29 protein-coding genes are annotated in these 23,676 nt (G+C 39.7%); 20 read left to right on the plus strand and 9 right to left on the minus strand.

Annotation, left to right across the window (positions count from 1 at the left end):
• Positions 1-29 precede the first annotated feature (29 nt).
• Complete coding sequence (locus tag AC106S_RS06050; protein WP_482438185.1) at positions 30-581, minus strand: DUF1543 domain-containing protein; 552 nt, start codon at positions 579-581, stop codon at positions 30-32.
• 85 nt (positions 582-666) lie between these two features.
• Here AC106S_RS06050 and AC106S_RS06055 point away from each other — a divergent pair, with 85 nt between their 5' ends.
• Positions 667-1,497, plus strand: coding sequence for a sulfite exporter TauE/SafE family protein (locus tag AC106S_RS06055; RefSeq protein WP_482438186.1), 831 nt, complete (start codon positions 667-669; stop codon positions 1,495-1,497).
• Positions 1,497-1,880, plus strand: a complete 384-nt coding sequence (locus AC106S_RS06060; protein WP_482438187.1) for a DUF1634 domain-containing protein — start codon at positions 1,497-1,499, stop codon at positions 1,878-1,880. Before AC106S_RS06055 ends, AC106S_RS06060 begins: the two co-directional genes overlap by 1 nt.
• A 3-nt stretch (positions 1,881-1,883) precedes the next feature.
• Here the strand turns inward: AC106S_RS06060 and gloA2 are convergent, their stop codons facing one another.
• Genes gloA2 through AC106S_RS06075 form a run of 3 tightly spaced genes read right to left on the minus strand, consistent with a single transcriptional unit; the run spans position 1,884 to position 3,636 of the window.
• A complete protein-coding gene (gene gloA2 / locus AC106S_RS06065; RefSeq protein ID WP_482438188.1) occupies positions 1,884-2,261 on the minus strand; it encodes an SMU1112c/YaeR family gloxylase I-like metalloprotein in 378 nt (125 codons plus the stop codon).
• A gap of 5 nt (positions 2,262-2,266) precedes the next feature.
• Positions 2,267-3,190: a hypothetical protein gene (locus AC106S_RS06070; RefSeq protein WP_482438189.1), complete on the minus strand. Its 924-nt coding sequence runs from the start codon at positions 3,188-3,190 to the stop codon at positions 2,267-2,269.
• Positions 3,190-3,636: a nuclear transport factor 2 family protein gene (locus AC106S_RS06075; RefSeq protein WP_482438190.1), complete on the minus strand. Its 447-nt coding sequence runs from the start codon at positions 3,634-3,636 to the stop codon at positions 3,190-3,192. The genes AC106S_RS06070 and AC106S_RS06075 overlap by 1 nt, the downstream gene beginning before the upstream one ends.
• A gap of 124 nt (positions 3,637-3,760) precedes the next feature.
• Here AC106S_RS06075 and AC106S_RS06080 point away from each other — a divergent pair, with 124 nt between their 5' ends.
• Both AC106S_RS06080 and AC106S_RS06085 read left to right on the plus strand, forming a co-directional pair.
• Positions 3,761-4,843: an endonuclease/exonuclease/phosphatase family protein gene (locus AC106S_RS06080; RefSeq protein ID WP_482438191.1), complete on the plus strand. Its 1,083-nt coding sequence runs from the start codon at positions 3,761-3,763 to the stop codon at positions 4,841-4,843.
• 94 nt (positions 4,844-4,937) lie between these two features.
• The gene (locus AC106S_RS06085; RefSeq protein ID WP_482438192.1) at positions 4,938-5,645 is read left to right on the plus strand and encodes a hypothetical protein; all 708 of its coding nucleotides are present in this window, start codon (positions 4,938-4,940) and stop codon (positions 5,643-5,645) included.
• 229 nt (positions 5,646-5,874) lie between these two features.
• Here AC106S_RS06085 and AC106S_RS06090 read toward each other — a convergent pair whose 3' ends face one another.
• Positions 5,875-7,161, minus strand: coding sequence for an adenylosuccinate synthase (locus AC106S_RS06090; RefSeq protein WP_482438193.1), 1,287 nt, complete (start codon positions 7,159-7,161; stop codon positions 5,875-5,877).
• A 205-nt stretch (positions 7,162-7,366) separates the two neighbouring features.
• On the opposite strand from AC106S_RS06090, the gene AC106S_RS06095 reads away from it, so the two are divergent.
• The 3 genes from AC106S_RS06095 to AC106S_RS06105 are packed head-to-tail and all read left to right on the plus strand — an operon-like array spanning position 7,367 to position 8,897.
• Entirely contained in the window at positions 7,367-7,618 is a 252-nt protein-coding gene (locus AC106S_RS06095; RefSeq protein WP_482438194.1) for a type II toxin-antitoxin system ParD family antitoxin, read from the plus strand.
• Positions 7,615-7,914 (plus strand): type II toxin-antitoxin system RelE/ParE family toxin, encoded by a 300-nt coding sequence (locus tag AC106S_RS06100; RefSeq protein WP_482438195.1) that lies wholly within the window; start codon positions 7,615-7,617, stop codon positions 7,912-7,914. Before AC106S_RS06095 ends, AC106S_RS06100 begins: the two co-directional genes overlap by 4 nt.
• Positions 7,915-7,961: 47 nt before the next feature.
• On the plus strand, positions 7,962-8,897 hold the full coding sequence (locus AC106S_RS06105; protein WP_482438196.1) for an alpha/beta fold hydrolase: 936 nt from the start codon (positions 7,962-7,964) through the stop codon (positions 8,895-8,897).
• A 485-nt stretch (positions 8,898-9,382) separates the two neighbouring features.
• On the opposite strand, the gene AC106S_RS06110 is transcribed toward AC106S_RS06105, so the two are convergent.
• Positions 9,383-10,087, minus strand: coding sequence for a LytR/AlgR family response regulator transcription factor (locus AC106S_RS06110; RefSeq protein ID WP_482438197.1), 705 nt, complete (start codon positions 10,085-10,087; stop codon positions 9,383-9,385).
• Positions 10,084-11,106, minus strand: coding sequence for a sensor histidine kinase (locus AC106S_RS06115; RefSeq protein ID WP_482438198.1), 1,023 nt, complete (start codon positions 11,104-11,106; stop codon positions 10,084-10,086). The genes AC106S_RS06110 and AC106S_RS06115 overlap by 4 nt, the downstream gene beginning before the upstream one ends.
• A gap of 144 nt (positions 11,107-11,250) precedes the next feature.
• Here AC106S_RS06115 and AC106S_RS06120 point away from each other — a divergent pair, with 144 nt between their 5' ends.
• Positions 11,251-13,413 carry a TonB-dependent receptor domain-containing protein gene (locus tag AC106S_RS06120; protein ID WP_482438199.1) on the plus strand — a complete coding sequence of 721 codons (2,163 nt, stop codon included), beginning with the start codon at positions 11,251-11,253 and terminating at the stop codon, positions 13,411-13,413.
• A gap of 827 nt (positions 13,414-14,240) precedes the next feature.
• On the opposite strand, the gene AC106S_RS06125 is transcribed toward AC106S_RS06120, so the two are convergent.
• Positions 14,241-14,960 carry a S24 family peptidase gene (locus AC106S_RS06125; RefSeq protein ID WP_482438200.1) on the minus strand — a complete coding sequence of 240 codons (720 nt, stop codon included), beginning with the start codon at positions 14,958-14,960 and terminating at the stop codon, positions 14,241-14,243.
• Between the two features lie 393 nt (positions 14,961-15,353).
• Between AC106S_RS06125 and AC106S_RS06130 the strand changes: the two genes are divergently transcribed.
• The 9 genes from AC106S_RS06130 to AC106S_RS06170 all read left to right on the plus strand — a co-directional run bounded on the left by AC106S_RS06130 (position 15,354) and on the right by AC106S_RS06170 (position 20,681).
• The gene (locus AC106S_RS06130) at positions 15,354-15,488 is read left to right on the plus strand and encodes a hypothetical protein (RefSeq protein WP_482438201.1); all 135 of its coding nucleotides are present in this window, start codon (positions 15,354-15,356) and stop codon (positions 15,486-15,488) included.
• 23 nt (positions 15,489-15,511) lie between these two features.
• Complete coding sequence (locus tag AC106S_RS06135; RefSeq protein ID WP_482438202.1) at positions 15,512-17,569, plus strand: hypothetical protein; 2,058 nt, start codon at positions 15,512-15,514, stop codon at positions 17,567-17,569.
• A gap of 19 nt (positions 17,570-17,588) precedes the next feature.
• Positions 17,589-18,515 carry an AAA family ATPase gene (locus AC106S_RS06140; RefSeq protein WP_482438203.1) on the plus strand — a complete coding sequence of 309 codons (927 nt, stop codon included), beginning with the start codon at positions 17,589-17,591 and terminating at the stop codon, positions 18,513-18,515.
• Positions 18,512-19,144, plus strand: coding sequence for an ATP-binding protein (locus AC106S_RS06145; RefSeq protein ID WP_482438204.1), 633 nt, complete (start codon positions 18,512-18,514; stop codon positions 19,142-19,144). The genes AC106S_RS06140 and AC106S_RS06145 overlap by 4 nt, the downstream gene beginning before the upstream one ends.
• On the plus strand, positions 19,141-19,350 hold the full coding sequence (locus AC106S_RS06150; RefSeq protein ID WP_482438205.1) for a hypothetical protein: 210 nt from the start codon (positions 19,141-19,143) through the stop codon (positions 19,348-19,350). The genes AC106S_RS06145 and AC106S_RS06150 overlap by 4 nt, the downstream gene beginning before the upstream one ends.
• 155 nt (positions 19,351-19,505) lie before the next feature.
• Positions 19,506-19,676, plus strand: coding sequence for a hypothetical protein (locus AC106S_RS06155; RefSeq protein ID WP_482438206.1), 171 nt, complete (start codon positions 19,506-19,508; stop codon positions 19,674-19,676).
• Between the two features lie 10 nt (positions 19,677-19,686).
• Positions 19,687-20,016, plus strand: a complete 330-nt coding sequence (locus tag AC106S_RS06160) for a hypothetical protein (RefSeq protein WP_482438207.1) — start codon at positions 19,687-19,689, stop codon at positions 20,014-20,016.
• Positions 20,017-20,173: 157 nt separating this feature from the next.
• Positions 20,174-20,392, plus strand: coding sequence for a hypothetical protein (locus AC106S_RS06165; RefSeq protein ID WP_482438208.1), 219 nt, complete (start codon positions 20,174-20,176; stop codon positions 20,390-20,392).
• A gap of 85 nt (positions 20,393-20,477) precedes the next feature.
• Positions 20,478-20,681, plus strand: coding sequence for a hypothetical protein (locus AC106S_RS06170; RefSeq protein ID WP_062696604.1), 204 nt, complete (start codon positions 20,478-20,480; stop codon positions 20,679-20,681).
• Here AC106S_RS06170 and AC106S_RS06175 read toward each other — a convergent pair.
• Complete coding sequence (locus AC106S_RS06175; RefSeq protein WP_482438209.1) at positions 20,678-21,223, minus strand: hypothetical protein; 546 nt, start codon at positions 21,221-21,223, stop codon at positions 20,678-20,680. The two genes, AC106S_RS06170 and AC106S_RS06175, sit on opposite strands and share 4 nt — an antisense overlap.
• A gap of 218 nt (positions 21,224-21,441) precedes the next feature.
• Here AC106S_RS06175 and AC106S_RS06180 point away from each other — a divergent pair, with 218 nt between their 5' ends.
• The 3 genes from AC106S_RS06180 to AC106S_RS06190 all read left to right on the plus strand — a co-directional run bounded on the left by AC106S_RS06180 (position 21,442) and on the right by AC106S_RS06190 (position 23,668).
• Positions 21,442-21,900, plus strand: coding sequence for a CHAP domain-containing protein (locus tag AC106S_RS06180; protein ID WP_482438210.1), 459 nt, complete (start codon positions 21,442-21,444; stop codon positions 21,898-21,900).
• Between the two features lies 1 nt (position 21,901).
• On the plus strand, positions 21,902-22,423 hold the full coding sequence (locus AC106S_RS06185) for a hypothetical protein (RefSeq protein ID WP_482438211.1): 522 nt from the start codon (positions 21,902-21,904) through the stop codon (positions 22,421-22,423).
• Between the two features lie 84 nt (positions 22,424-22,507).
• The gene (locus tag AC106S_RS06190) at positions 22,508-23,668 is read left to right on the plus strand and encodes a DUF2586 family protein (RefSeq protein WP_482438212.1); all 1,161 of its coding nucleotides are present in this window, start codon (positions 22,508-22,510) and stop codon (positions 23,666-23,668) included.
• Positions 23,669-23,676 lie beyond the last annotated feature (8 nt).

Raw genomic sequence — 23,676 nt, forward strand, 5'->3', positions numbered from 1 at the left:
TTTTCTGTTAGATTTAAATTTCTTCCGGCTTATTGGATCTTATCAATTTTAAGATAGCCTAGCCCCATTGGATTTTCCTGATTTTCAGCTTCAGATTTTGTAAGGACAATAGAATATTTTTCTTTCATTTTCTCAGGCAGGATGTCACTGACATTGAAAATATCATCAATATCAACGCCGTGCTTATCATCAATATGGCTTACCGCGCCTTCAAAGCCCATCGTAGCATAGAATTCCGTCGCTTTTGCTCTTTTCACGATCTCTCCCATTGATTTTCCTACCATCAGATGCTGTTCATGAAATTCTTCGAAGAAACCTTTTTTATACCCGCCCAGATTAAGGAAGTACAACTGGTCTTCTGCTGTTCTCTCTCTTTTTTCAACGATTTTCACTTCATATCCGTCTGCAAATTTCACCTCCTGATAACAGTCCAGGTGGATCTTTCCCTCTGCTTCTTTCCAGAATTCTTTCATATCAGGCACAAGATCCTTAAGGTTTTCCGCGATTCCGAAAAAAACATCATGCTGCTCAATATTCCGGCCTTTAGGCGTTGCACCGAGGATGATATAGAATAATTTCATTTCAGTTTTCATGGTTACAAAAATACGTCAAATTTATCTTTTTTAAACGTTTGGCAGAGTACAGCAATAGTTTTATATTTGTAGCATGTCAGAAATCATCATTCTCTTCCTCGGAGCCATTTCTGCGGGGCTTTTAGGTTCGCTTACAGGTTTGGGAGGAGGAGTTATCATCATCCCTTTACTGACGCTGGGTTTCGGCGTTCCTATGCACTATGCCATCGGTGCTTCTTTGATTTCCGTGATCGGAACCTCTTCCGGTGCTGCGGTAGCTTTTGTGAAAGAAGGTTTTACCAATATGCGGATCGGTATGTTTCTGGAGATTGCCACCACAGCAGGGGCCATTATCGGAGCCCTGGTTTCGGGAATGCTTAATCCGAATACCATTGGGATTATTTTTGCCAGCATTCTTCTTTTAACGGTTATTTTAAATTTAAAAGGTAAACCGGATCATCAGGAACCTTTAATCAAAGGAAGCCTGGAGGATAAACTGAAACTGTACGGAACTTTTCCTGATAAAGGGGTATTGAAAAGCTACTCTGCAAGAAATACAGTTCCCGGATTTCTGATGATGATGTTTGCCGGCGCCATGTCCGGTCTTCTGGGAATCGGTTCCGGTGCCCTGAAGGTTCTTGCTATGGACAATATGATGAAACTGCCGTTTAAGGTTTCTACAACAACCAGTAATTTTATGATCGGTGTAACAGCAGTTGCCAGTGCCCTGATCTACTTCCAGAGAGGAGAGATCATCCCGGTGATTGTTGCTCCGGTTCTGATAGGTGTGGTGGTAGGAAGCTTCATCGGTTCAAAAACCCTGATGGTTTCCAAGACCAAGAAATTAAAAGTATTTTTTGCCATCGTGATCACGGTGCTTTCAGTATATATGATGTATAACGGGATCAATAAAAGCTTCAGATAATGAAAAAGAATTTTACAGATGTGGATCTGAACCGTTCGGTAGGAAATCTCCTGAGGCTGGGTGTTATTCTGTCTGTGATTACTTCACTGGCAGGTTTCATCAAATTATTTCTGGAAGGCTTCAAAATGCCGAAAAAATACACCTGCCTGGATATAGGAACCTCATCTGAAAAAGTATGGGGACATTTCTGGAACTCTCTGTGCAAGGGGGAAGGAATGGCCATCATCCAGCTGGGAATCCTTTTGCTGATCTTTACTCCTCTCATGAGGATCGTCTTTGCGCTGATAGGATATTTAAAAGAAAAAGACTACGTGTATGTAGTCATTTCTTCTATTGTACTGGCCATTATGGCGGTGAGTTTCTTTACCGGATACGCTCACTGATCTTTAAATTTCATAGAACTCCAGCGGAAGCAGATCCGGATCCTGGGTAAAGAAAAATTCTTTTCCGGTATATTCATCAATACGGATTTCTTCACAGATAAGGCCTTTTGACATAAGTTCCTGTCTTTTGTTTGCTACATTTTCTACTGAGAAAGCCAGATGTCTCAGCCCACAGGCTTCAGGACGGGAAGGTCTCTGAGGAGGATCCGGAAATGAAAACAATTCGATCACATAATGATCTTCTATTGCCAGATCCAGTTTATAGGACCGTCTCTCTTCACGGTATACTTCCCGGATGATGTTTAATCCTAAGACTTCAGTATAGAATTTTTTAGAATTTTCATAATCCGAACAGATTATGGCAATGTGGTGAATCTTCATATTCATTAGAATGTTTTAAATTTTTCTTTCAGGAGCTTTCCGTAGAGTTTTCTCAGTTTCCGGTCGACTTCCTGCGCCTTCATGGTTTCTCCTATTCTTGCGGATTTTACAAAGATTCTGGTTCCTTTCTCTTCTCCAATTATGTGCATATCAAACTGTATATCCCAGACCGTCTGATCATCCAGCTGAATGCTGTCTATTTTATATTCATTGCTTGAGCGTACCATTCTGAAAATCGACGCTTTTAAAGAATCATCGGAGACCTGATAAACTTTTTTACCGTTATAAAGATTCTTCTGCTCAAAAGTTCCGGTACTCAGAAGTCTGCTTCTGCTTCCTGCAATAATTCTCGCAGTGTCTTTCTGCACTCTTATATTCCGTTTTTTAAGTTCGGAGAGTATTTCATCTCTGGACTGATTAACATCAAAAGAGTAGTCATTAAAATAAAGATTCCCGGTGTACGGAACATAATCAAAGTAACGGTTTCCGGGAGAAGTTGACATGAGAGTTAATATTGTTGGCAATAACACCAAAGACGGGCTCAGTTTTTTCAGACTGAAACGGTCAATAGCAGAACTGTTCTTAATCAGCAGATAAGGAACCGGAAGCAATAACAGTACGATGAGATCCGTATAATCCACGACTCTGTACAATGGAATAAAGGAAAAACTATTGTACAGCCCGATACAGCTTTCTGAAAACGGAGATTTCCAAAAGGCAAATAAAACCCCGGCCGGGTATACGGAATACTGTTTCAGCTTTGGGAATAAGTACGTTAAAAGCATCGGCAGCAGGATGATTCCGACAATATCCGAAAGTTTTCCTGTAAACCAGCTGGTGTAATGGTATTTGAAGAAATGGTCATTGAGGAATAAGATAGCCAGGCATCCTAAAAAGACATAATTGAAGATCAGGTTTTTATTCCGCATTATTTTATTTCCTTACAGTTATCTTTTCTTCTTGTATCAATAAGGTACTGGATTTTCCAGCTGTTGTCTTTCTGCTTTACGAGCTGAAAACTGTTGGCCCCGCAATGGGAAAATTTTTCTCTGTAATAAAAAGAATACGGGGTAAATACGCTGGCCAGTATGCCATCTGAATGGATAGCCTCAATTTCAATTCGTTCATCGATACTTCCTTTCGGGAGCTTTGCCACAGATGAGATAAAATCTTTGATTTCTTCATTTTTTACGGTTCCGTCTTTGGTGATGGTCTGAAGAACAGCATTTTCCGTAAAAGCGGACTGTATAAGGTCTGCATCTGCATTTTTCATCCCCAGAAACAGATTCCGGATCGGTTTTTCTATCTCCTGGTTCTGATTCTGTGCAGAACAGAACGTACTTAATACTAATGCTGCGGCGGCCAGTTTATTCATGTCGGTTTAATCTGATCAATAAAAGTAAAAAAAATATTAGAAATTATTAAAATTAACAAAGTTTAAAATATAAATAGATGGTATTTAAGATGAAATAATTTATTTTTATCTGTTATTTATCGATATGTGGGGTATTTATTTATTTTTAACCGTACTGTTGGCGGTGCTTACGGTTCTTCCTAAAATTCAGAATTCACACTGGATGTTCAGGGTTCCGGAATTTGGTAAAATTCAGATTACCTATATTGTAGTTCTTACGTTTATATTAGGTTTCGGGCTGGAGGAGCCACAGTATTTTTTATATTCACAGGGGCTTCTGATCCTGATGTTTGTACATCATGGGGTTACCCTTATCAAATATACTCCGCTTTACCCGGTAAAAAAACACAGACAGCGCAGCCGGTCTTCGGAAAAGCTTCATTTTGTGTCTGCCAATGTTTATCAGTTCAATAAAGAATATGACCGTTTTATCAGCCTTATTGAAAAATACCGCCCGGATGTTTTTCTTACAATGGAAAGTAACGGTGACTGGGAAAAAGCAATGAGAGTTCTTGAAAAAGATTATCCGTATCAGCACAAAGTAACCCTTGAAAATACATACGGAATGCATTTCTATTCTAAAATTGAAATTCAAAGTGCACAGACCCATTATTTTGTTGCGGACGACATTCCTAGCATTGAAGCACATTTAAAAACCGGAGATGGGTTTTCATTTGTATTTTTCGGAGTTCATCCGCCGCCGCCAAGCCCTACGGAAGAAGAAACCTCAAAAGAAAGGGACGGAGATCTTCTCAGTACGGCAAAACGGGTGAAAGACCTCCATCAACCCGTTATTGTTGTTGGAGATTTCAATAATGTAGCCTGGTCTAAATCTTCTATTCTTTTCAGAAAAACCAGCGGTTTAATCGATCCGCGAATCGGGCATTCCTTTGTTTCTACTTTTCATGCCCGGTACCGTATGCTGAGATTTCCGATAGACCTGATGTTCCATAGCGAAGATATTTTTATCAAAGAATTGAAAACTCTGGAAAACTTCGGCTCGGATCATCTTCCGGTGTACTGCGAATTTTTCATCGATCATCATAATAATGAACAGGAGGAACTTGTAGAAGAAGCTACTTCCGAAGAAAAAGCAGAAGCGGAAGAAATGATACAGGAAGGAAAAAAAGAAGACGGAAACCGCGATGAAGTGGTAACAGAAGACTGATTTATCATTCTGACAAAAAATACAGAATATTTCTTCGGATACCATATATCATGAATAATTTTTGTATCATCGTACTGAAATTAATAGCCGACATATGAATCTGATTGAAAATTTAAAATCAAATGCTTTTGTAGAATTCGCCAAAGACCACTCTACCCTCATCATTGCCATTCCTTATATTATCGGAGGTCTGCGCCAGCTGTTCAGGCTTCTTACCATTTCGTTTGATCTGATTATTTTCTTCTCTTTTACCCAGCTTTTAATAGACGGAATCATTACGGTGCTTAAAATGGTCGTTTTATTGTCTTATGTACAGCTTTACAAATCTTTTCTGGATAAGAAAACCAATGCCGGTGAAATGAAAGCCCTGAAACAGTACAGTATAATCTTAGGCTGTTTATTCGCCGGAATCGTCGGAACTGTTATTTATTTCAAAACGGTAACCGGAAACCTTCCCTATGCGCCTGTTTTTCAGTTTTCAGTATTTCTGCTGCTAATTCTTCTGTCTATTAACCTTGTCATCTCATTAAAAGACAGTCCTTATAAAGGTACCGGATATTCTATGATCTTTGTATTTCTGGTATTTATTCCTATGCCTGTATCCTCGGCCAATCATATTGATAATATCGACACTTTATCCAACAATCTGAAAATGGAATATAAAGATGCCAAAATGGTGTATTACAATGATCAGTATCTGTTTTATAAAATCAACCCTAAAGATTCTGCTGATAAGATCCTGGTTGTGAAAATTGATAAATTATTTGATGATGCTGTATATGAAAAGCAGAAAGAAAACTAATTTTTAAAACATTAATCCTTTGCATTCTTTCGTTTTTTCAACAAAATCTATGGGCTAGTAAAAGCTTTTGATACCTTATGTTTTAAGCTGAATACTCCATGCATAAAAGTTCACGTAAGTTCGTTTTATCTGGAATGGAGGGGATGGTCTCAAAAGATCTGTTAGGTTTAAAATAAAAAACCGTTCCACTGTTGTGAAACGGCATTTTATTTATAGGATCATATTCTTTTTAGAATAATTCTTTTCTGATGATATTCTGACTTCTTTCAGGGCCTACTGAAACAAGGTATACGTTGATTCCCAAATACTTTTCTATAAATTCGATATATTTCTGGGCATTATCAGGAAGTTCATCATAGCTTCTTGCTTTTGTAATATCTTCGTTCCAGCCCGGAAGCTCTTCATAAATTGCTTCGTAATCGTATAGCTTTGTAGTAGAGGACGTGAAATAATCGATGATTTTTCCGTCTTCGGTTTTATAATGTGTAGCGATTTTCAGTGTTTCAATTCCGGTAAGAACATCAAGTTTAGTGATCACAAGATTGTTAATTCCGTTAATCATACAGGCATGCTTTAAAGAAACAAGGTCTAGCCATCCTGTTCTTCTCGGTCTTCCGGTTGTCGCCCCGAATTCACCTCCGATCTGTCTGATTTTTTCACCCAGTTCATTGTCTAATTCAGTAGGGAAAGGTCCGTTTCCTACTCTTGTACAGTATGCTTTAGCTACCCCGATCAGGTTCTGAAGCGATGTAGGAGGAACTCCTGCTCCTGTACACACTCCTCCGGTAGACGGAGAAGATGAAGTTACATACGGATACGTTCCGAAATCAATGTCAAGCATTAATGCCTGAGCTCCTTCAAACAATACGTTCTTTCCTTCGTGGATGGCTTCATTCAGTTCCAGTTCCGTATCAACGATTCTGTCCTGAAGCTGTTTTCCGATCTCCAGAAACTCGTTGTAGATTTCTTCAACATCCAGTACAGGTTTTCCGTAATATTTTTCAAAAAGAGAGTTCTTAACTTTTAAGTTTTTCTCAATTTTTTCTCTTAAAATCTCTGGATTCAAAAGGTCAACCATTCTGATTCCTACTCTTGCTATTTTATCTTCATAGCAAGGGCCGATTCCTTTTTTCGTAGTTCCGATCTGAGTTCCGCCATGTTCTTCTTCACGGTACGTATCCAAAAGAATGTGGTAAGGCATGATCACATGCGCTCTTCTGCTGATAAAAATGTGGTCAGTTCTCAGGCCTTTGCTCTCGATCTGGCTAACTTCCTTAATAAAAGATTTAGGGTTTACCACTACTCCGTTCGCAATGATACACTTCCCTTTGCACTGCAGTACCCCTGAAGGAAGAAGGTGAAGTACGAATTTTTCATCGCCTACATAAACTGTGTGGCCGGCATTGTCACCGCCCTGGAAACGTACAACGTAATCCGATTTAGCCGATAAAACATCCGTGATTTTTCCTTTACCTTCATCTCCGTACTGAAGACCTACAACTACGTAAGTTGACATATTTTACTTTTGTTTTTAGATTCATGCAAAATTACTCTGAAAAAATAGGGTGAGCAAATTATGAGGGAAATTTATTTTTGAGCGGGGTGGAAAATATGATGGTTACAGGTTTCATCCATAAGGATTTAATAATACCTTCTGATAATATCCGGATCATTTTGAAAACATACCAAAAATTGGTATATTTGATTAAAATTAAAATATTATGGCAAAAAATACATCCATATTATTGGGAGATTATTTTGATAATTTTATTAATGAACAAATAAAGTCCGGAAAATATTCGTCTGCAAGTGAAATAATACGCAACGCTCTTAGATTATTTGAATATGAAGAATCTAAAAAAACAGAGCTTATTAACGAATTAAAAAAGGGAGAAGAATCAGGTTTTGTAGATGATTTTGACAGAAATGCCTTTCTGAAAAGCCTCCATGAAAAACACAGCTCTGATTCATGAATTATAAAATCAGCAAAGAAGCACTCTATGATTTAGAAAAAATATGGTTTTATACTTTTGAAAACTGGTCAATGGAACAGGCAGATTATTATTTCAATTTAATAATGAATGAAATTGAATATCTCACTCGTAATCCGACATTAGGAAAAGATTATAACAAAGTAAGAAAAGGATATTTCCGCTCAAGAGTAAAATCACATTTTATATTTTATAGAATCAATCTGAAAGACGAAGAAATTGAAATCATAAGAATTCTTCATCAGCAAATGGATATTTCTGCCGGATTAGATGAATAATTAATTCTAATTTTCCTATTACTACTCATTACAAAAAGATTTATCAGATGAAATCATTACAAAAAACGGGATATTTATCTGGCAGCACTCAAAGCGAACCCCAACTCTTCCACACTCTCTTCACCCCGGAAGCCATTCCTCCCAAAGCCACCCTTCTCATCATCCACGGTATGCAGGAACACAGCGGAAGATATGCTGAAATAGCAGCCTATTTTGCAGACCGCGGATTTGCAGTTCTCACCTATGACCATCTGGGACACGGCAGATCGGTAAAGGATAAAAAGGATATTGGATTTTTCCAGCTTAACAGGCCGGATAAAAGACTGATTGATGATGCACAAACAATGGCAGACTATCTTCACCGGCAATATCCGGATGTTGCGCATTTTGTTTTGGGGCATTCTATGGGTTCATTTATAACAAGATGCCTTCTTCAGAGAATAAGCAGCAGATTTACCGGAGCAGTGATCACCGGAACCGGCGGCCCTTTGGCGGGAATCAGTTTAATAAAGGGCTATCTGTCGCTAGCCAACAAAATAGCCCCGCATCATCCAACTTATCTCAATACCCTTTTCAGTAAGGTTAATAACAGCCATTTTAAGAAAGACCGGGATTTCAGCGATACCAGCTGGCTCAGTCTGAATCCGGTCAACAGAAAAGCTTTTACAGAGGACAAGCTATGCGGAATTCCTTTTACCAATAATGCATTCTATGCATTATTCAGCATTTACCAAAAAGCTACGGCAAGACATTGGGCAGATTCCATTTCCAAATCCTTTCCTATTCTGCTGATCAGCGGACAGAATGATCCGATCGGAGATTTCGGAAAAGGAGTCATGAAAACAGTTGACGATCTGAAGCAGGACGGATTTACCCATATCAGCTACAAACTTTACCCGGAAATGCGTCATGAAATCCTGAATGAAGAGATCAAAGAAGAAGTTTTTCAGGAGATTGATGAATGGTTTCTGAAATATTTGTAGTTTCCAGGCTCTAGTACTGAGCAAATAACGTATTTATTGCAGAAATTCTGGCTAAAGCCAGAGGATCGGATGTTTTATTATTCAGGCGGACCAAAGTCCACCTCTATTGAATAAATTCTGCAGATTACAGATCATGTCTGCTGATTATGATTTTCTGTCCTGCTGAATTTGTTTGTAAAAGCTAATACAACGTTTTCATTTTTGCGTGGTAAAAAAACATATCATCAATACACATTTTATTTTTAATCGCTCGCTGATCTTGCCGATTACGCAGATTTTTCATTCGATAACTGATAAAAACCATAGATTTTCAATAACTTATATAAACTCTTATGCAAAGTTTTTTAAACTTAAAAATCAAAAAGTGTTAGAAAATTTTGTGTCTTGTATGGTTTACAAAAGTTCTTCTGGAAATTCAAACCTTATAGGTTTTGGAAACCTATAAGGTTGTGGGTAAACACATCTGTAAATCATCCGGGTAACGATCACGTTCCATTACTTTCAATCCAGTCAGAAAAAGATTTCCGGTAGGTCTCTCCTACGGTCACAAAATCCAGATTCTGCATCTGAACGCGGTTCCCTTCAATTATTTTAATCTTATCCGTAGCAATAATATACGATCTGTGAATCCTCATAAAACGGTTTTCAGGGAGCTTTTCCAGGATATCCTTCATATTTTCAAGCATCATTACTTTATCGTTGGCGGTATGAATCCGGATATAATCTTTCAGACCTTCAATATAAACGATTTCTTCAAAAGCGATTTTATAATATTTACGGTCAGCCCGCACCAGCAGGTATTCCGTCTGAGGACTGGATACAAAAGTCTGCTGCCATTGAATAAACTTTTCCACGCTCTGATAAAAACGGTTAAAGACGACAGGCTTCAGCAAAAAATCCACAACATGAAAATCAAAAGCTTCCAGGGCATACTCGGCATAGGCTGTCGTTACAATGAAATTGTGATCCTTATTGAACATTTTCATCATCTCGATTCCGGTAAGTTCCGGCATCTGAATATCGATAAAGATAAGATCAATACTTTCCGATCTCAGGATTTTCATTACTTCATACACGTCACTTCCGGCATAAATTACATTGAGAACTCCTGTTTTTAATGCATAATCATTAAGAAGCCTTACCGCAAAAGGTTCGTCGTCCAGTATAATACAATTGATTTTCTGTTTCATAGTTGAATATGTATAGAAGCTTTAAACCGGTTTTCAAAACGGCCGGCTGTAAGTTTATATCGATTGGGATACAGCATATCCAGCCTGTTTTTAAGATTATCCAGACCGATTCCGCCCAGCTTATCTGTTTTCTGTTTTCCAATAGTGTTGACCACTTCAAAATTCAGGCTTTCAGCATCTGTCTTTATCATGATTTCAACAGGATCTTTAGCTGAATAAGCTCCATGTTTCAAAGCATTTTCCACCAGAGGTGAAAGAATATAGGGAGCAATCCGGATCTTTCCGTCTTTAATATCATTCATCCATTGTACGATATTGTTTTCATAATGCCGCAACTCTTCCAGTTCAATGTAAGCTTTGATATAATCTATTTCTTCTGACAGGGCAATATGATCTTTCTGGGCTTCATAAGTTGTAAAACGCATAATACTGCTCAGTTTTTCAATAGCGGAAAGAGATTCCGGCGACTGAAAATGCACCATGGAATAAATATTATTCAGGGTATTAAAAATAAAATGCGGATTAATCTGGGCTTTAAGAAATTTGATCTCCGTATTTTTCTGTTCCTCCAGAATGATCTTATTATATTCCAGAAGCCTGATCACATGGATCACCAGCCATAAAAAAGAGCTGAGGATAATGGGACGCGGACTGTACAGCAGGTTATCAGCCAGATAGCTCCAGAGAGCAGGTTTTGTATAGTTGACCTTTCCAAACCACCAGTCCGTCAGTACCTGTTCAATGGTAAAACGGGCCAGTGTAAAAAACAGATAGGAGATCATTACTCCCGCAATAAGTTTCGGCCATCTGAAGTCCTTAAAAATCCCAGGCATCACCAGACTGTAATGAAAATAGAAAGTAAGGATAAAAACAACGGCATAGGTTTTAAGGAACAGATCAATTTCTGAGATATTCAGATAATAGGCGGTATTCCCCACCACTACAAAATACAGCGTAAGGATCCAAAACAGAATATGCAGGCCGGCTTCTGTTTTCTTATTCAGATAGAGTTTCTCCATTCCGGTTACTAATTTTTTGTAAAAATAGTCTTTTAAAAAAGAGATCCGAACCGGGTTCGTAGATAAAATCCCGGGAAACGTCGATAAAAGTAGCATCACGCGGTACAATAGAGCAGTTTTGCGGTACAACACATATAAAAGCCTATGAAATCTCTATTAATACCCGCCTTTCTTCTTTTCTCTGTATACAGCATCAGTGCCCAGGAAAAAGAAAAAACAGACGAAACGGCACTGGAAGCTGTGATCATTAAAAACCGTAAAAAGGTTATTGAAAAAAAGGTGGACCGCATGATCTATCATGTTGAAAACTCCGCAGCTTCAACGGGAGGTAATGCTCTTGACGCGCTGAAATCCGCTCCATTGGTAAGAGTGCAGAATGAATCTGTTTCCATAGCCGGAAAAGGGGAAGTCCTTATTATGGTTGATGAACGTTTACAGAGAATGCCGGAAAGTGAGCTTGCCGCTTTTTTAAAAACTATTCCTTCCGATAATATCAAAAGTATAGAGATCATTACAGCCCCACCCGCAAAGTATGAAGCTGAAGGCAATAGCGGGATCATCAATATCCGGCTAAAAAAAGCAGGAAACAATTCCTGGAATGCAAGTGCAGGGGCCAATTATACCCAAAGGTATTTTGCGGGAAGCAGCCTTCAGGGAACGTTCGGCTATAACCGAGACAGATTATCATTACAGGCATCCGTTTATACGGAACAGCAAAAACTCCGTTCCTTTTCTGAAAGCCGGACCTTCTACCCGAAAGAATTATGGATAATGAATCAGACAGCCACTGAAAAGAATAAAAATACAGGACTAAGCCTGGGCTTAGATTACAAAATCACTGAAAAATGGACCTCCGGAATAAAATATCTCGGAAGTTTTAACAGTGAAACCTCATCCAGCTCTCCCCTTACTTCAAGAATTAATTATCAGACAATGAATCCTGAATCCTTCATTGCCTCAGATGTCGTTGCATCCAATAAACCCGGTACCCATACTTTCAACTGGTTCAGCACCATCAAAGCAGACAGCTCCGGAACCGTTATTTCCACAGATTTCGACTTCTTTCAGTATAAAAAGACTGACAGCAGGGATTTCGACGGCCGGGAACTTAATGCAGGATCACAACCAGTTCCAGGCACCTGTTTTTCCGCATTGAATACCAATATCAACCGGATCCGCAACTATTCCGGGAAAACCGACGTGGAAACCAAACTTTCCTGGGCAGATCTTAATTTCGGAGCCCGCTTTTCATACACCAGAACAGATAATGACCTTACTGTTTATGGAAGAGAGACCGGAATTTCCGTATTGAATACCGATCAGTCCAATACATTTATTTATAAAGAATACAATGAGGCCGTTTATGCATCTTTAAACAGAAAATTCAATGACCAGTGGGAAGCGAAAATCGGACTTCGGGCTGAAGCTACCCAAACCAAAGGACTTTCCGAAAATACAGACCGTACAGACAAAAATGACTACATTAAACTGTTTCCTACTGCTTATATAACCTATACAATGAGCAGCAATCATTCCCTTTCCCTGAATTACAGCAGAAGAATAAGAAGACCCGGCTTCGATTACCTGAATCCGTTTGTAGTCCGTACCAGCCCGTTCTATTATTATGAAGGGAATCCGTATCTGAAGCCTTCTATTATTGATAATCTGGAATTCACTTATGTTAAAGGACAGAAATGGATTTCCTCTCTTTATTACTCCAAAGTTTCAGATTTCGGGCAGGCATTATCCATTCCGGACGGAGAAACCAATGTTACCAGAAACACTCCTGTGAATTATGCAGACACCTACCAGATCGGATTTTCCACGTCGTATAATTTCAGCAGTCTGAAGTGGTGGAACAGTTTTACGGGATTCAATGTCAATTATCAGAATGTAAAATCCAAAGTTTCTTTCGCAGAGTCAATCGATGGGTTCAATGCTTATTTTTATACCAATAACGATTTTACTTTAAATAAAAATAAAACAGTTTCTCTAAGTGTAAATTACGCATTACAGCTCCCGGGCAGATACCAGATCTTCCATATTTCCACAATGAATATCATGGATGTTGCCGTTAAGTTTTTATGTTTAGATAAAAAACTGTCCGTAACTGTTGCGGCCACTGATGTACTGAATGGCCAAAAACCTTTGATCTCTTATCAGTCAAACGGCATCAATACCACTATCCGCAACAACAATTACACCTGCGGCTTCAGAATATCCTTAAGTTACAGATTCGGCAATAATAATATGAAAACCAAAGACAGACATTTCGGGAATGAGGATGAACGGAACAGGATCAATTAATAAGGTTGGAAATAGAAAAAATCTGCGAGCGAAAAAATATCCACTAATATCAGTACAATGCGTGCAATCCACGGAATTTTTTTAACCACGACAGGCACAAAACATTTTACACTTTAGTGATTTTTTTAAGTTAAAAACTTTGCGCATAGAAGTTCACTAAAGCTTATAAAAATTTATGATTTTTTGTATTCGAAGCGTAAAATTTTATCGGAGATAAAACCCCCGTACCTTTTAATACGGCTTTAAAATAATTCCTGCGACCTTGCGTATTCCGGCAAAAATCTGCTCAATCTGTGGAATCTGCGGGATAAAAAATCATTGCAAACCTCTTCCGGCACATAGAATTTATTCAATAAAGGCAGGCTTTAGTCCGTCTAAAAAATAAAAATCAGTCCATCACCTATACCCTCACCAGATTGAAAAGTCCATCATAAAAATCACAATATGAAATTTAATAAATTAAATATCAGAAACTTAACTATAAAAACTCAATAACCACTCATTTTTTCCAAATGCCGGATTTCATTCACCATGACTCCTAAAATACAGAAAGCACCTCCGGGTGCTTTTATACTTTAATCCCGAAGAAACGGGTATTATAAAGGGAATTCAAACGATATTTACACTTGAAACCATCTGAGACCAACCTCATAAAAATATAAAAAAGAGGTTGCATGGACGTTTGGGTGGACATCTGCACGGACATTTTCATATTATTCCGGGCAGATCTGCCAGCCGATAAAGCCTGAAAATAACTTAAAAACAGCAAAAAACAATGATTCATCACCCTTTAGGGGATCAACGGACAAACACAAACAAACTAAAAATCAATTACTTATATTTCTATTCGTTTTCAAATACTGTATTTCTGCTTCCAGATCATTCAAACGGTCATAAAACTCTGCAGGATCCGGCAGATTGAAATTCAGGTGAAGCTTTACTTCCCATACTTCTTTTATCGTGCTTGGATGGATGTTCTGAGTGGGGTAATTTCGCCGGTTATCCGATTTACAGATCAGGTTATCATATTTCTTGATCCTGTTCAGGCATCTTTTAATAAGACCGTCTTCAATTTCATTGGAAACGATGGCATACAGTTTATTATCGCTGATATCATGAATCCAGTCATCCACAAACTGGGCAACCACATGCGTTCTGTCCGGAAGCGTAGGAAACATCGAATGCCCTTCAATTTCAAACATCCTGAATATACCGTTATTAAGGTTCGGAAGCCGGAATGTAGGCAGCGATTTAATAAAATTAGGATCATTATAACCCTGGAGATACCCGGCCTTCAGCTTGTTGGGAACAAGAGCAATATTATCCCTGTTATGAGAATCCACCGTAATTACCTGAGGAACCCTGTGGTAAAAATCAGACAGCAGGGCGGCCTGTTCTTTTCTATCTTCCCTCAGCATTTCTCCTTCACCCATAATCAACCATTCGGAATTTATTGCGAGCGAAGTGCATATTTTTTCGATCACATTGAATTTAGGCTCCGTTCCGTTGATATAACTTCTTATATTGGACTCATTTACCCCTATCATACCCCCGAAAACAGAATTATTCCCATTAGCAAAGTAATCAACAAGTTGTTTTATCCGAAAATTTATTCCATTCATAATCAGTAATTTGAATATTGATTCGAAAAATTTTTCGAGTTTACATTTGGTTATTCGTAAAGTTTTACGATATTTGTCCCGTACAAAAGACAAACATGATAATGAACAAAACTACTAAAAAAAGAACATATTACAATACAGAGATCCTAAATATTCTGATGAAACGCTATACCTGTTCCGCCGACTTTATTCGTAAATCTTTGCGTGGTGACAGAGTGGGAGAAAAATCCGACCGGCTAAAGAAGGAATACAACCTTTTTTTAAAGAAGACCGAAGAAGCCATTAATACCGAAGCCCAATCACTAAAAAATAAAAATCATGAGAAAAATACTTCAGACCCTGTTCTGTCACAAAAAGATAGACGTGATAGATGCTAAAACAGGAAGAAAGGAAACCGCCACCTATAAAATAATATTAGGCATTTTCTTTAAAATCACTTACCAACCTCAGTAAACAAACAAAAAAATAACGATACCATGCCGATCTACTGGGGCAGTATACTCGCAGTAACAAAAGATGAACTCGTTCCGGCATACTTCAGCACATTAGATGCTCTTCAGAAAAAAATCCAGCGGTACAGAGATCTGCCTTTTGGAATTAAACAGGTCAGAAAAGGAGGAAACGGCCGCCAGATGCTTATTGACTTTGATTCGCTCCCCAAAGAAATACAGGACAGCATTGGAGATCCGCGAAAAATGCAGCATCCCCTGATTCCTTTCTTTCAGTTTGATCCGTCAGCAGTCCGTTATTATACCGATTTCAGATTTGAAGACGGCACTCCTTTAAAAGAAAATTTCAAACAGGAATACATCATCAACGCAAGCGTTCTACGCGCCGCCGAAAGACTGAAGCTGGCAAGACTTGAAGAATGGAAAAAGCTCAGAAAAACATCCGGACGCGGACTTATGCCCTCTATCTGTACCGATGTAATCACTTTCAATGAATTCCTGCCGAAACTTTTTAATACGGAACATACCATTCCGGCATCATACAGAGCATTTGACAGGATATGGAAGCCGTTTTTCAATACCTATGAAGATGGAGGATACAATTACAGCTGCCTGATCTCCGGAAAACTGAAGAATCAGAACAGGAAACTGATGACCGGTGAAATGATGACACTGCTGAATGACATGTTCGCCGGACAGGATTACAAACCTTCAAGAACCCAGGTTGCTTCGCAGTATCAGGCTTTTATGAACGGAGAACTGGAGATCATCTCCAACGAAACAGGTGAAATCTATGACCCGGCAGACCGCAGAAAATTCAGGGAAATATCAGACAGCTCAGTCATTGCATGGCTCGGAAAATGGGAAAACAAAATAGGAACTTTTGCCAGACGCTCAGGAGACCGGCAGAAGCTGATGCAGGAGTTTATTCCGTGGCACAAGCTGACCAGAATCAAAGAAGCGGGAACACTGATCTCAATTGACGACAGACAGCCGCCATTCATGTACGACAAAAAGAGAAACCGGGTATGGTTCTATATGGGAATAGATCTCGGTTCCGAAGCCTGGACATGCTGGGTACACGGAAAGACCAAAGAAGGAATCATTACCGAATTCTACCGCCAGATGATAAGGAATTACACAGAATGGGGATTCAATCTTCCTTTAGGATTAGAATGTGAAAGTTCACTGAACAGCAGCTTCAAAGATACATTCCTGAGAAACGGAGCGATGTTCGACAGCGTTAATATTTATGCCAACCGGGCCAGGTCCAAAGCCATTGAAAGAAAATTTGAAGAACTGCGGTACCGGCACGAAAAAAGCAGACTGGGATGGATGGCCAGACCTCATGCCCGGAAAGAAGAAAATCAGAAGAGCGCAGATGGCGAAATCATCATTCCGTATGATGACATTGTAGACCACTCTCTGAACGACATTGAAACATGGAACAATTCACCTCATTCCATACATAAAGACAAAACAAGATGGGAAGTATTCTGTGAGATGCAGAACAAAGACACCTGGCCCACCAACTGGCAGGCGCTCCTGCCTTACCTGGGAAAGGAAACGGTCTCAAGCTGTAATGCCGGGATCATCAATTTCAGGAATACCACCTATGTTTTGGGATTAGATAATGAAATTGTTTTGGGAGAAGACCTGATAAGACTGATGAAGTATGTGGAAGGAAAGGAATTCAGGATATTCTGGCTGGATGGAAATGACGGAAGCACACTAAAAGCCATGATCTATCATGAAGATATGATGCTGTGTGACATTGTTCCGCATCCGGAATATTCAAAATCAAAGCATGAAAGAAGCGAACAGGGAGAAATCAACAGAAAGCTGATGTCTGCCTATGAAAATACAGTTAACGCCTTTATGGCCCACCAGAAAAGAGAAATTGAACAGATTACGGTGATAGACAACCGTAAGAAAATAATCAACAGCAAGTTTCAGATTCCCGGCAGAAAAAGATACGTGCAGACAGAATCGGTTCCGGAAGAAGTTCTTTTCGAAGAAACCCAGGAATATCATTATAAAGAAACAGAAAGCACTGCAAGAAGCTGGAAATCAAACTTCAGATAACAGACACACAATAGAAAATATGGAAATCAATAAAGAATTAAAATATCAGATCCGGGAGGCAATGATGAAATACCGGAATCATTTCGGCGGAACAGATGCTGCTTTTGCCAAATCATTAAATATAAGTAACTCAATATACAGCAGAATAAAGAAAGGGGAAACAGAAAAGATCCTCTCTGCCGGAGAATGGCTGCACATCGGAAGAAAATTCAGAGTAGACTTCAGCAAGAACAGCTGGAAGTTTGCCAGAACGGAAGTCTATGAACAGATGTACGAAAGCTTCATGTTCTGCCAGAAATCAAAGACCTCTATGATCCTGGTGGATGACTGCGGTATTGGAAAAACAGAATGCGCAAAAGCTATTATTTCACAGATGAAGAATGCCTTTTATGTGGATGCCTCGCAGACACACACTAAAGTGAGATTTATCCGGCAGCTGGCCCTTGTCCTGGGATGCAGAACAAAAGGCAGATACCACGAAGTTCTGGAAAATGTAAAATATGCCCTGAACGTACTGGAAAACCCTTTTGTATGCATTGATGAAGCCGGAGACCTGGAATACAGCGCTTATCTGGAATTAAAGGGAATTATGAATGATACGGTAGACAGCTGCGCCTGGTTTATGATCGGGGCAGACGGCCTGAGAGCAAAGATCACCAAAGGGATCAACAACCATAAGGTAGGATTTGCCGAAATATTCAGCCGCTTTTCTGATGATTTCGTCACTCTGGTTCCGAAAGGTCCTGAAGACCGCAAGAAATTCTACGCCAAACTGATCGGGGATGTTGCCTATGTAAACCTGGATGATAAAACAACGGTGAATGAAGTCATCAGGAGCTGTATGGTAAAAACAGACACGCCCTACTCCACCCGCAAAGGTCAGGAAGACGGAAAGATCAAATCATTGAGATACCTGAAAACCTTAGTAAACGTAAGCAGATCATGAGATCCATATCAGTAAAACAGGCCCTGTCCATCGTCTTTAAACAATTTGAATTTACCGGATTATGGCAGAAAGCTTTCGGACAGCCGGAAACAACCGGATTCTGGTATCTGGGAGGAGCAGAGAAAAACGGAAAAACCACTTTCGCCATGATGCTGGCCAGATATCTGGCTGAATTTGGAAAAGTACTGTATGTATCTGCGGAAGAAGGTTTTTCGAAGGATATTATCTCCGCAATGGTTGCCGCAGGATTATCCGGTACCGACAGAAATTTCAAGCTCCTGGATTATATGCCCTGGGATGAACTGAACCAGAAGTTTGAATCAAGAAAATGCCCGAAGATCATTTTTATAGACAACACAACGGTTTACCGTGACGAAATCACCAGGAAAATGGTACTCGAACTTAAAGAAAAGCACAAAAACAAACTCATCATTTTCGTAAGCCATGAAGAAAAAGGACTTCCGGACAGTGCGTTGGGAACTGTCTGGAGAAAGCTATCCAAGATCATCATCCAGGCAGAAGGTCTGAAAGCCATTATTTCCGGAAGATGCCCCGGCGGAACATTAAATATCAACGAAGAAAAAGCCAACCTCTATTGGGGAACAACAATTGAAAATCAACAGCAATGAATACAAGAGAAAACCTACTGACAATAGCCCTGCAATATGACAGCTACGGGGAAAAATACCTTACCGATTTCGACAGAATGTTTATTCATAAAGAAATCAGCTCCATCTGGAACGAATCAGGATATGTGATTCCGGAAGACGTGGAAGGAAAAATACAGATCAAACTCAGAATTATTAACCAGCTCCAGTGGGAATCGCCCTACTAAAGATCTGATTTTAGAAAGGAAGAGGGATGAGGGAAAAGGAAAGTTACAAAAGCCCCAAAGAATAACTGCCCTTCAACAGTTATCCCGCTTCCATTCGGAAATCTCGATTTTTAACACCAACCACAATTCATTCATCACCAAAAAAACAAAAAAACATGATCACAGAAACATTAAAAATAATAACCATTGAAGAACCTGAAGCGGAACTTAATACAGGAAAACAGAAGCAGAAGCAGCCCCGGTATGAAAACCTGAAATCAGGCAAAGATTACATTTCCTGCTCCAAAAATGAATGGAAAGGAATTAATTTAAATTCCTCCTATTAATAAAGCTGAAATGAAACTTCTCCTATCCTTAGACAACAGCAAACTCAATGTCCTCAACAGCAGTATGCAGATCCTGGATATGCTGAACATCAATACCCAGCCCAGGAACCTGAAAAGCAGTATCTCCATCTGTATGGAACTCCGCACCGAGCTGCTGCAGAAAGCCGTAAAAACAAGACAGAAAGACAAATCTTTCATCATTAAGCTTCCTTATTATAAAGCCGATGCTCTCTGGCATTTCCTGAAAGAATATGAGATCTATTTTCCGGATGATTTCGGAAGCTATGAAACCAACGCTGTTCTGATGATGAAAAATGAACTTCACCGGCAGCTGCAGTAAAAAGTTTCTATAACCTGATCTGAGCATGCTGGAAGTTACTTTTAGTTATCATTACAGACAGTCACCATAAAACTGAAATTATTCTTTTATGACTTTCTGTAAATCCCCTCTTCCAGCATCCGTCTTCCAGCCATTTACAACCTTTAAATTCAATAACATGATCAAAATAAACGGTCACTGGTACACCACTACCGAAGTAAAAGAAGCCCTCGAAAGAAAAGGTTACACGATAATCACTCTGGAAATAAGCACGGAACGCAGGGATTACCCTCAGTATGAGACCTATGCACTCATTAACAGACAAGATCCAACCGTTCTGAACACCTTAAAAAGTGTGGCCCTAAAGGAGTTCCAAAAGAAGCCTCCGTTACTCTAAATACCAAAAGCTATGGGCATCCATAGCTTTTTTTGTGGCCGAAAATCGCCTTGACTTGTACAAAAAGACCCTTTAATTTTGCCTTATGTCTTACAACAATAAAAATTACATCAAACGTGCCCGGTACATTATAAGTGTTTATAATGCACACAAGCACGCCGATGTTCCTGATACCAAAATCGTAAGACATACTTTCCCCAAATACAACATCCATCTTTCTTACAGACAGTGGATGAACATCAAAGGAATGGTGATTCCCAAAGAGGAAACCCAGCTTACTTTATTTTAGTTCACGCCTATTACTGAAAAATGATAACGCTCTATTTCAGCCCGCGTTTCTTCAGGACTGGCCGATACATCCTCATACTGCGTCGTAAAGATCAGTTCTCTTACTTTAAATCCGGCATGCTGCTTACTTGTACTTTTCACCATTGTTCTTGATAATGGTGAGAAATAATCTTTGCTCCAGCCCTGAAGCGCTTGATACAGCTTCTGCTCGATTCTTAAAAAATCAAACCCTTTTTTTCTTTCTTCAACCGGAATCCCGTGCCATGTCGGAAATGCATCATCCGATACCAGCTGAAAAGATACCGGAACATTTCCCAACTGCCTGTTTGCAGACATATCGGAATACGATGCTTCCGGGAAATCCACATCATACATGGCTTCAGGAAAATCAATGAATAAAGCCGGATAAGTTACCGCACCCGGTGTTCCCTGGGCACTTTCAAGCTGGCCCAGCTGCTGATCGATATACTGAATCTCCGGAACCTCCCGGGCAATTCTTTCCTGAAGATCTACTAATAACTGTACATAAAAATATTCTTCCATAAGTATTAAATTATAGTTTCTCAAATTAAGTTCTGTTGTGGAACAGCTTTACTAAACAGGCTTTCATTTTTCCCGCCTACACTATTTCACAGTACAAAATTGAGCTTTAAACAGGGCATTTGAAAAAAGGTGTGCAATCCTTGCGCTGTTATTTTCAAACCGTTGCAGGATGTTGGAAATTTGTACTCACAAAACAAACACAACACTCAATTATTAATATGGATTCACTATCTGCAACCGCATTAAAAGTCGCCATTACCCAAATAGGACAGGAGGAAAAACCTCAGGGCTCAAATTGGGGAATCCCCGTTAAAACCTATCTGGCATCGGTGGGGATCAATTTTCCGGCAAGCTGGTGTATGGCCTTTGTCTACTGGTGCTTCAATGAAGCTGCCAGGCAGAATAAAACCGGCAACACAGCCATAAGAACAGGCGGAGTTTTATACGCATGGAATAATGCTCCCAAAGAAAGGAAATCTTCAAAACCCTCCGTGGGATCTGTATTCATCATGGACTTCGGAAAAGGTCTCGGCCACACCGGTTTCGTTGAAAAATTCGATTCTCAGTACATCTACACCATAGAAGGAAATACGAACGATAACGGAAGCCGGGAAGGCATCAAGGTGTGCAGAAGAAAAAGAACATTAACATCCATCAAAGGATATATACAATATTAGAATGAAAGAATTCATGTTTTTCATATCGTTATTTTTTGTTTCGCTGGTTCAGGTTTCCTGCCTAAACAGGAAGCCTCAGGAACCGGTGATCATCGAAAATACGAAAGAAGTGGTAACCGTGGTTAAGGACACCATCTTCAGAACCGAGGCAGACAGCACCTATTATCACGCACTGATAGAATGCATCAACGGAAAACCGGTTCTGAAAGACCCTGAATTCAGTAAAAATATCAGCCGTAACGGAAATACCTCCGGAAGCGGCCTGCTGACACCGAAAGTATCGGTTATTGACGGAAAACTATCGGTAGAATGCTATAAACAGGCACAGGAGTCATTTAAAACATGGCGGGAAACCTATATCAAAGAACACGAGAAAACACCAATTTACATTGAAAAACCTATATACAGAGAAAAGGCTCTGTCATGGTTTCAGGAAACACAGCTATGGCTCGGAAGAATCTTTCTTGGTGCACTCGCCCTGTTCGCTCTTGTCCTCATCATCAGATGGAAAAAGATCATTTAACACCATTTAAAAATAAAAAACGAACAGAAAAAGGATTTCTGATTCAAAAATATGTACAACAACTTTTTAAAAAATAAGTAAAAAATGTCACAAGGAAATGGAACACCAAAAGTAAAAGCGAATGTGGCTTCAGGCAACTTACTTCGTCAGATTCAGGTAATCGATGGCGTTGCAGGAATCGTGGGAACAGCCAGCGCACTGACCAATATCGGTAAAGTGCAGACTGTTTACTCACCGGAAGACGCTAAAACCAAAGGGTACACTGAGCAGGACGAACCGTTCTTGTTTCAGGCAATCAATGAATTTTATCAGGAGCTTGGAGGAAGCCAGGAGCTGTGGATCTTAGGAACACCAGCCGCAACAACAATGGAAGAAGCCGTTAAAAGCACCAACGAAGCAGGCGTAAAAAAACTTCTTACCGCTTCCAATGGTAGAGTAAACTTAGTAGGAGTTTGCAGAAACCCGGATGCATCTTACGTTTCTCCTGCAGGTTTTTTAGACAAAGACGTTGAGAAAGCGTTATTAGCTTCCAAAACATTAGCTCAGTACCAGCAGTCCATCAACAGACCGGTAAGGATTTTAATCGAAGGGAGAGTAAAAGATGCCTCTGCAACTCCTGTTTTTGAACCGAAATCTGCGAACAACACATTTGCGGGAGTGGTTCTTGGAGGATCAAAAAATGACGGATCCGCATCCGTAGCTTTGGTTCTGGCAAGAGCCTGTAAATATCCTGCTCACGTAAAAATCGGAGACGGGCAGAACGGTGCATTAAGCATCACAGAAGCGTATATCGGAGCAGATAAAGTAGACCGTATTCCGGTTGAAAAATTAGACCTGTTTACCGATGCAGGTTTCATCACTTTCCACACCAGAGAAGGAGCAGCGGGTTACTATTTCAGTGTAGATAAAATGGCCGGTTCAGACGACTTCAGAACACTGGTTCACGGAAGACTGATCGACAAGGCACAGAGAATCTCTACGGCAACAGACACGCCGTTCCTGGAATCTTCCATCAGAATGGCTGCCGACGGAAAACTGAATGAAGCAGATGCCGTTTACCTGGAAGAGCTTACAAGAGCCCAGCTACTGAACAACATGGCAGGACAGATCAGCGGAGCGGAAGTATTGGTCCCGTTAGACCAGGATTTAATCAACACAAACACCCTTGAAAAACAGATTCAGATCCAGCCTTTAGGCTATATGACATGGATTGTACTGAACATGGGTTTAACAAAAACAATTTAATTTAAAAC

This window comes from Chryseobacterium sp. FR054 (genome assembly GCF_056844565.1).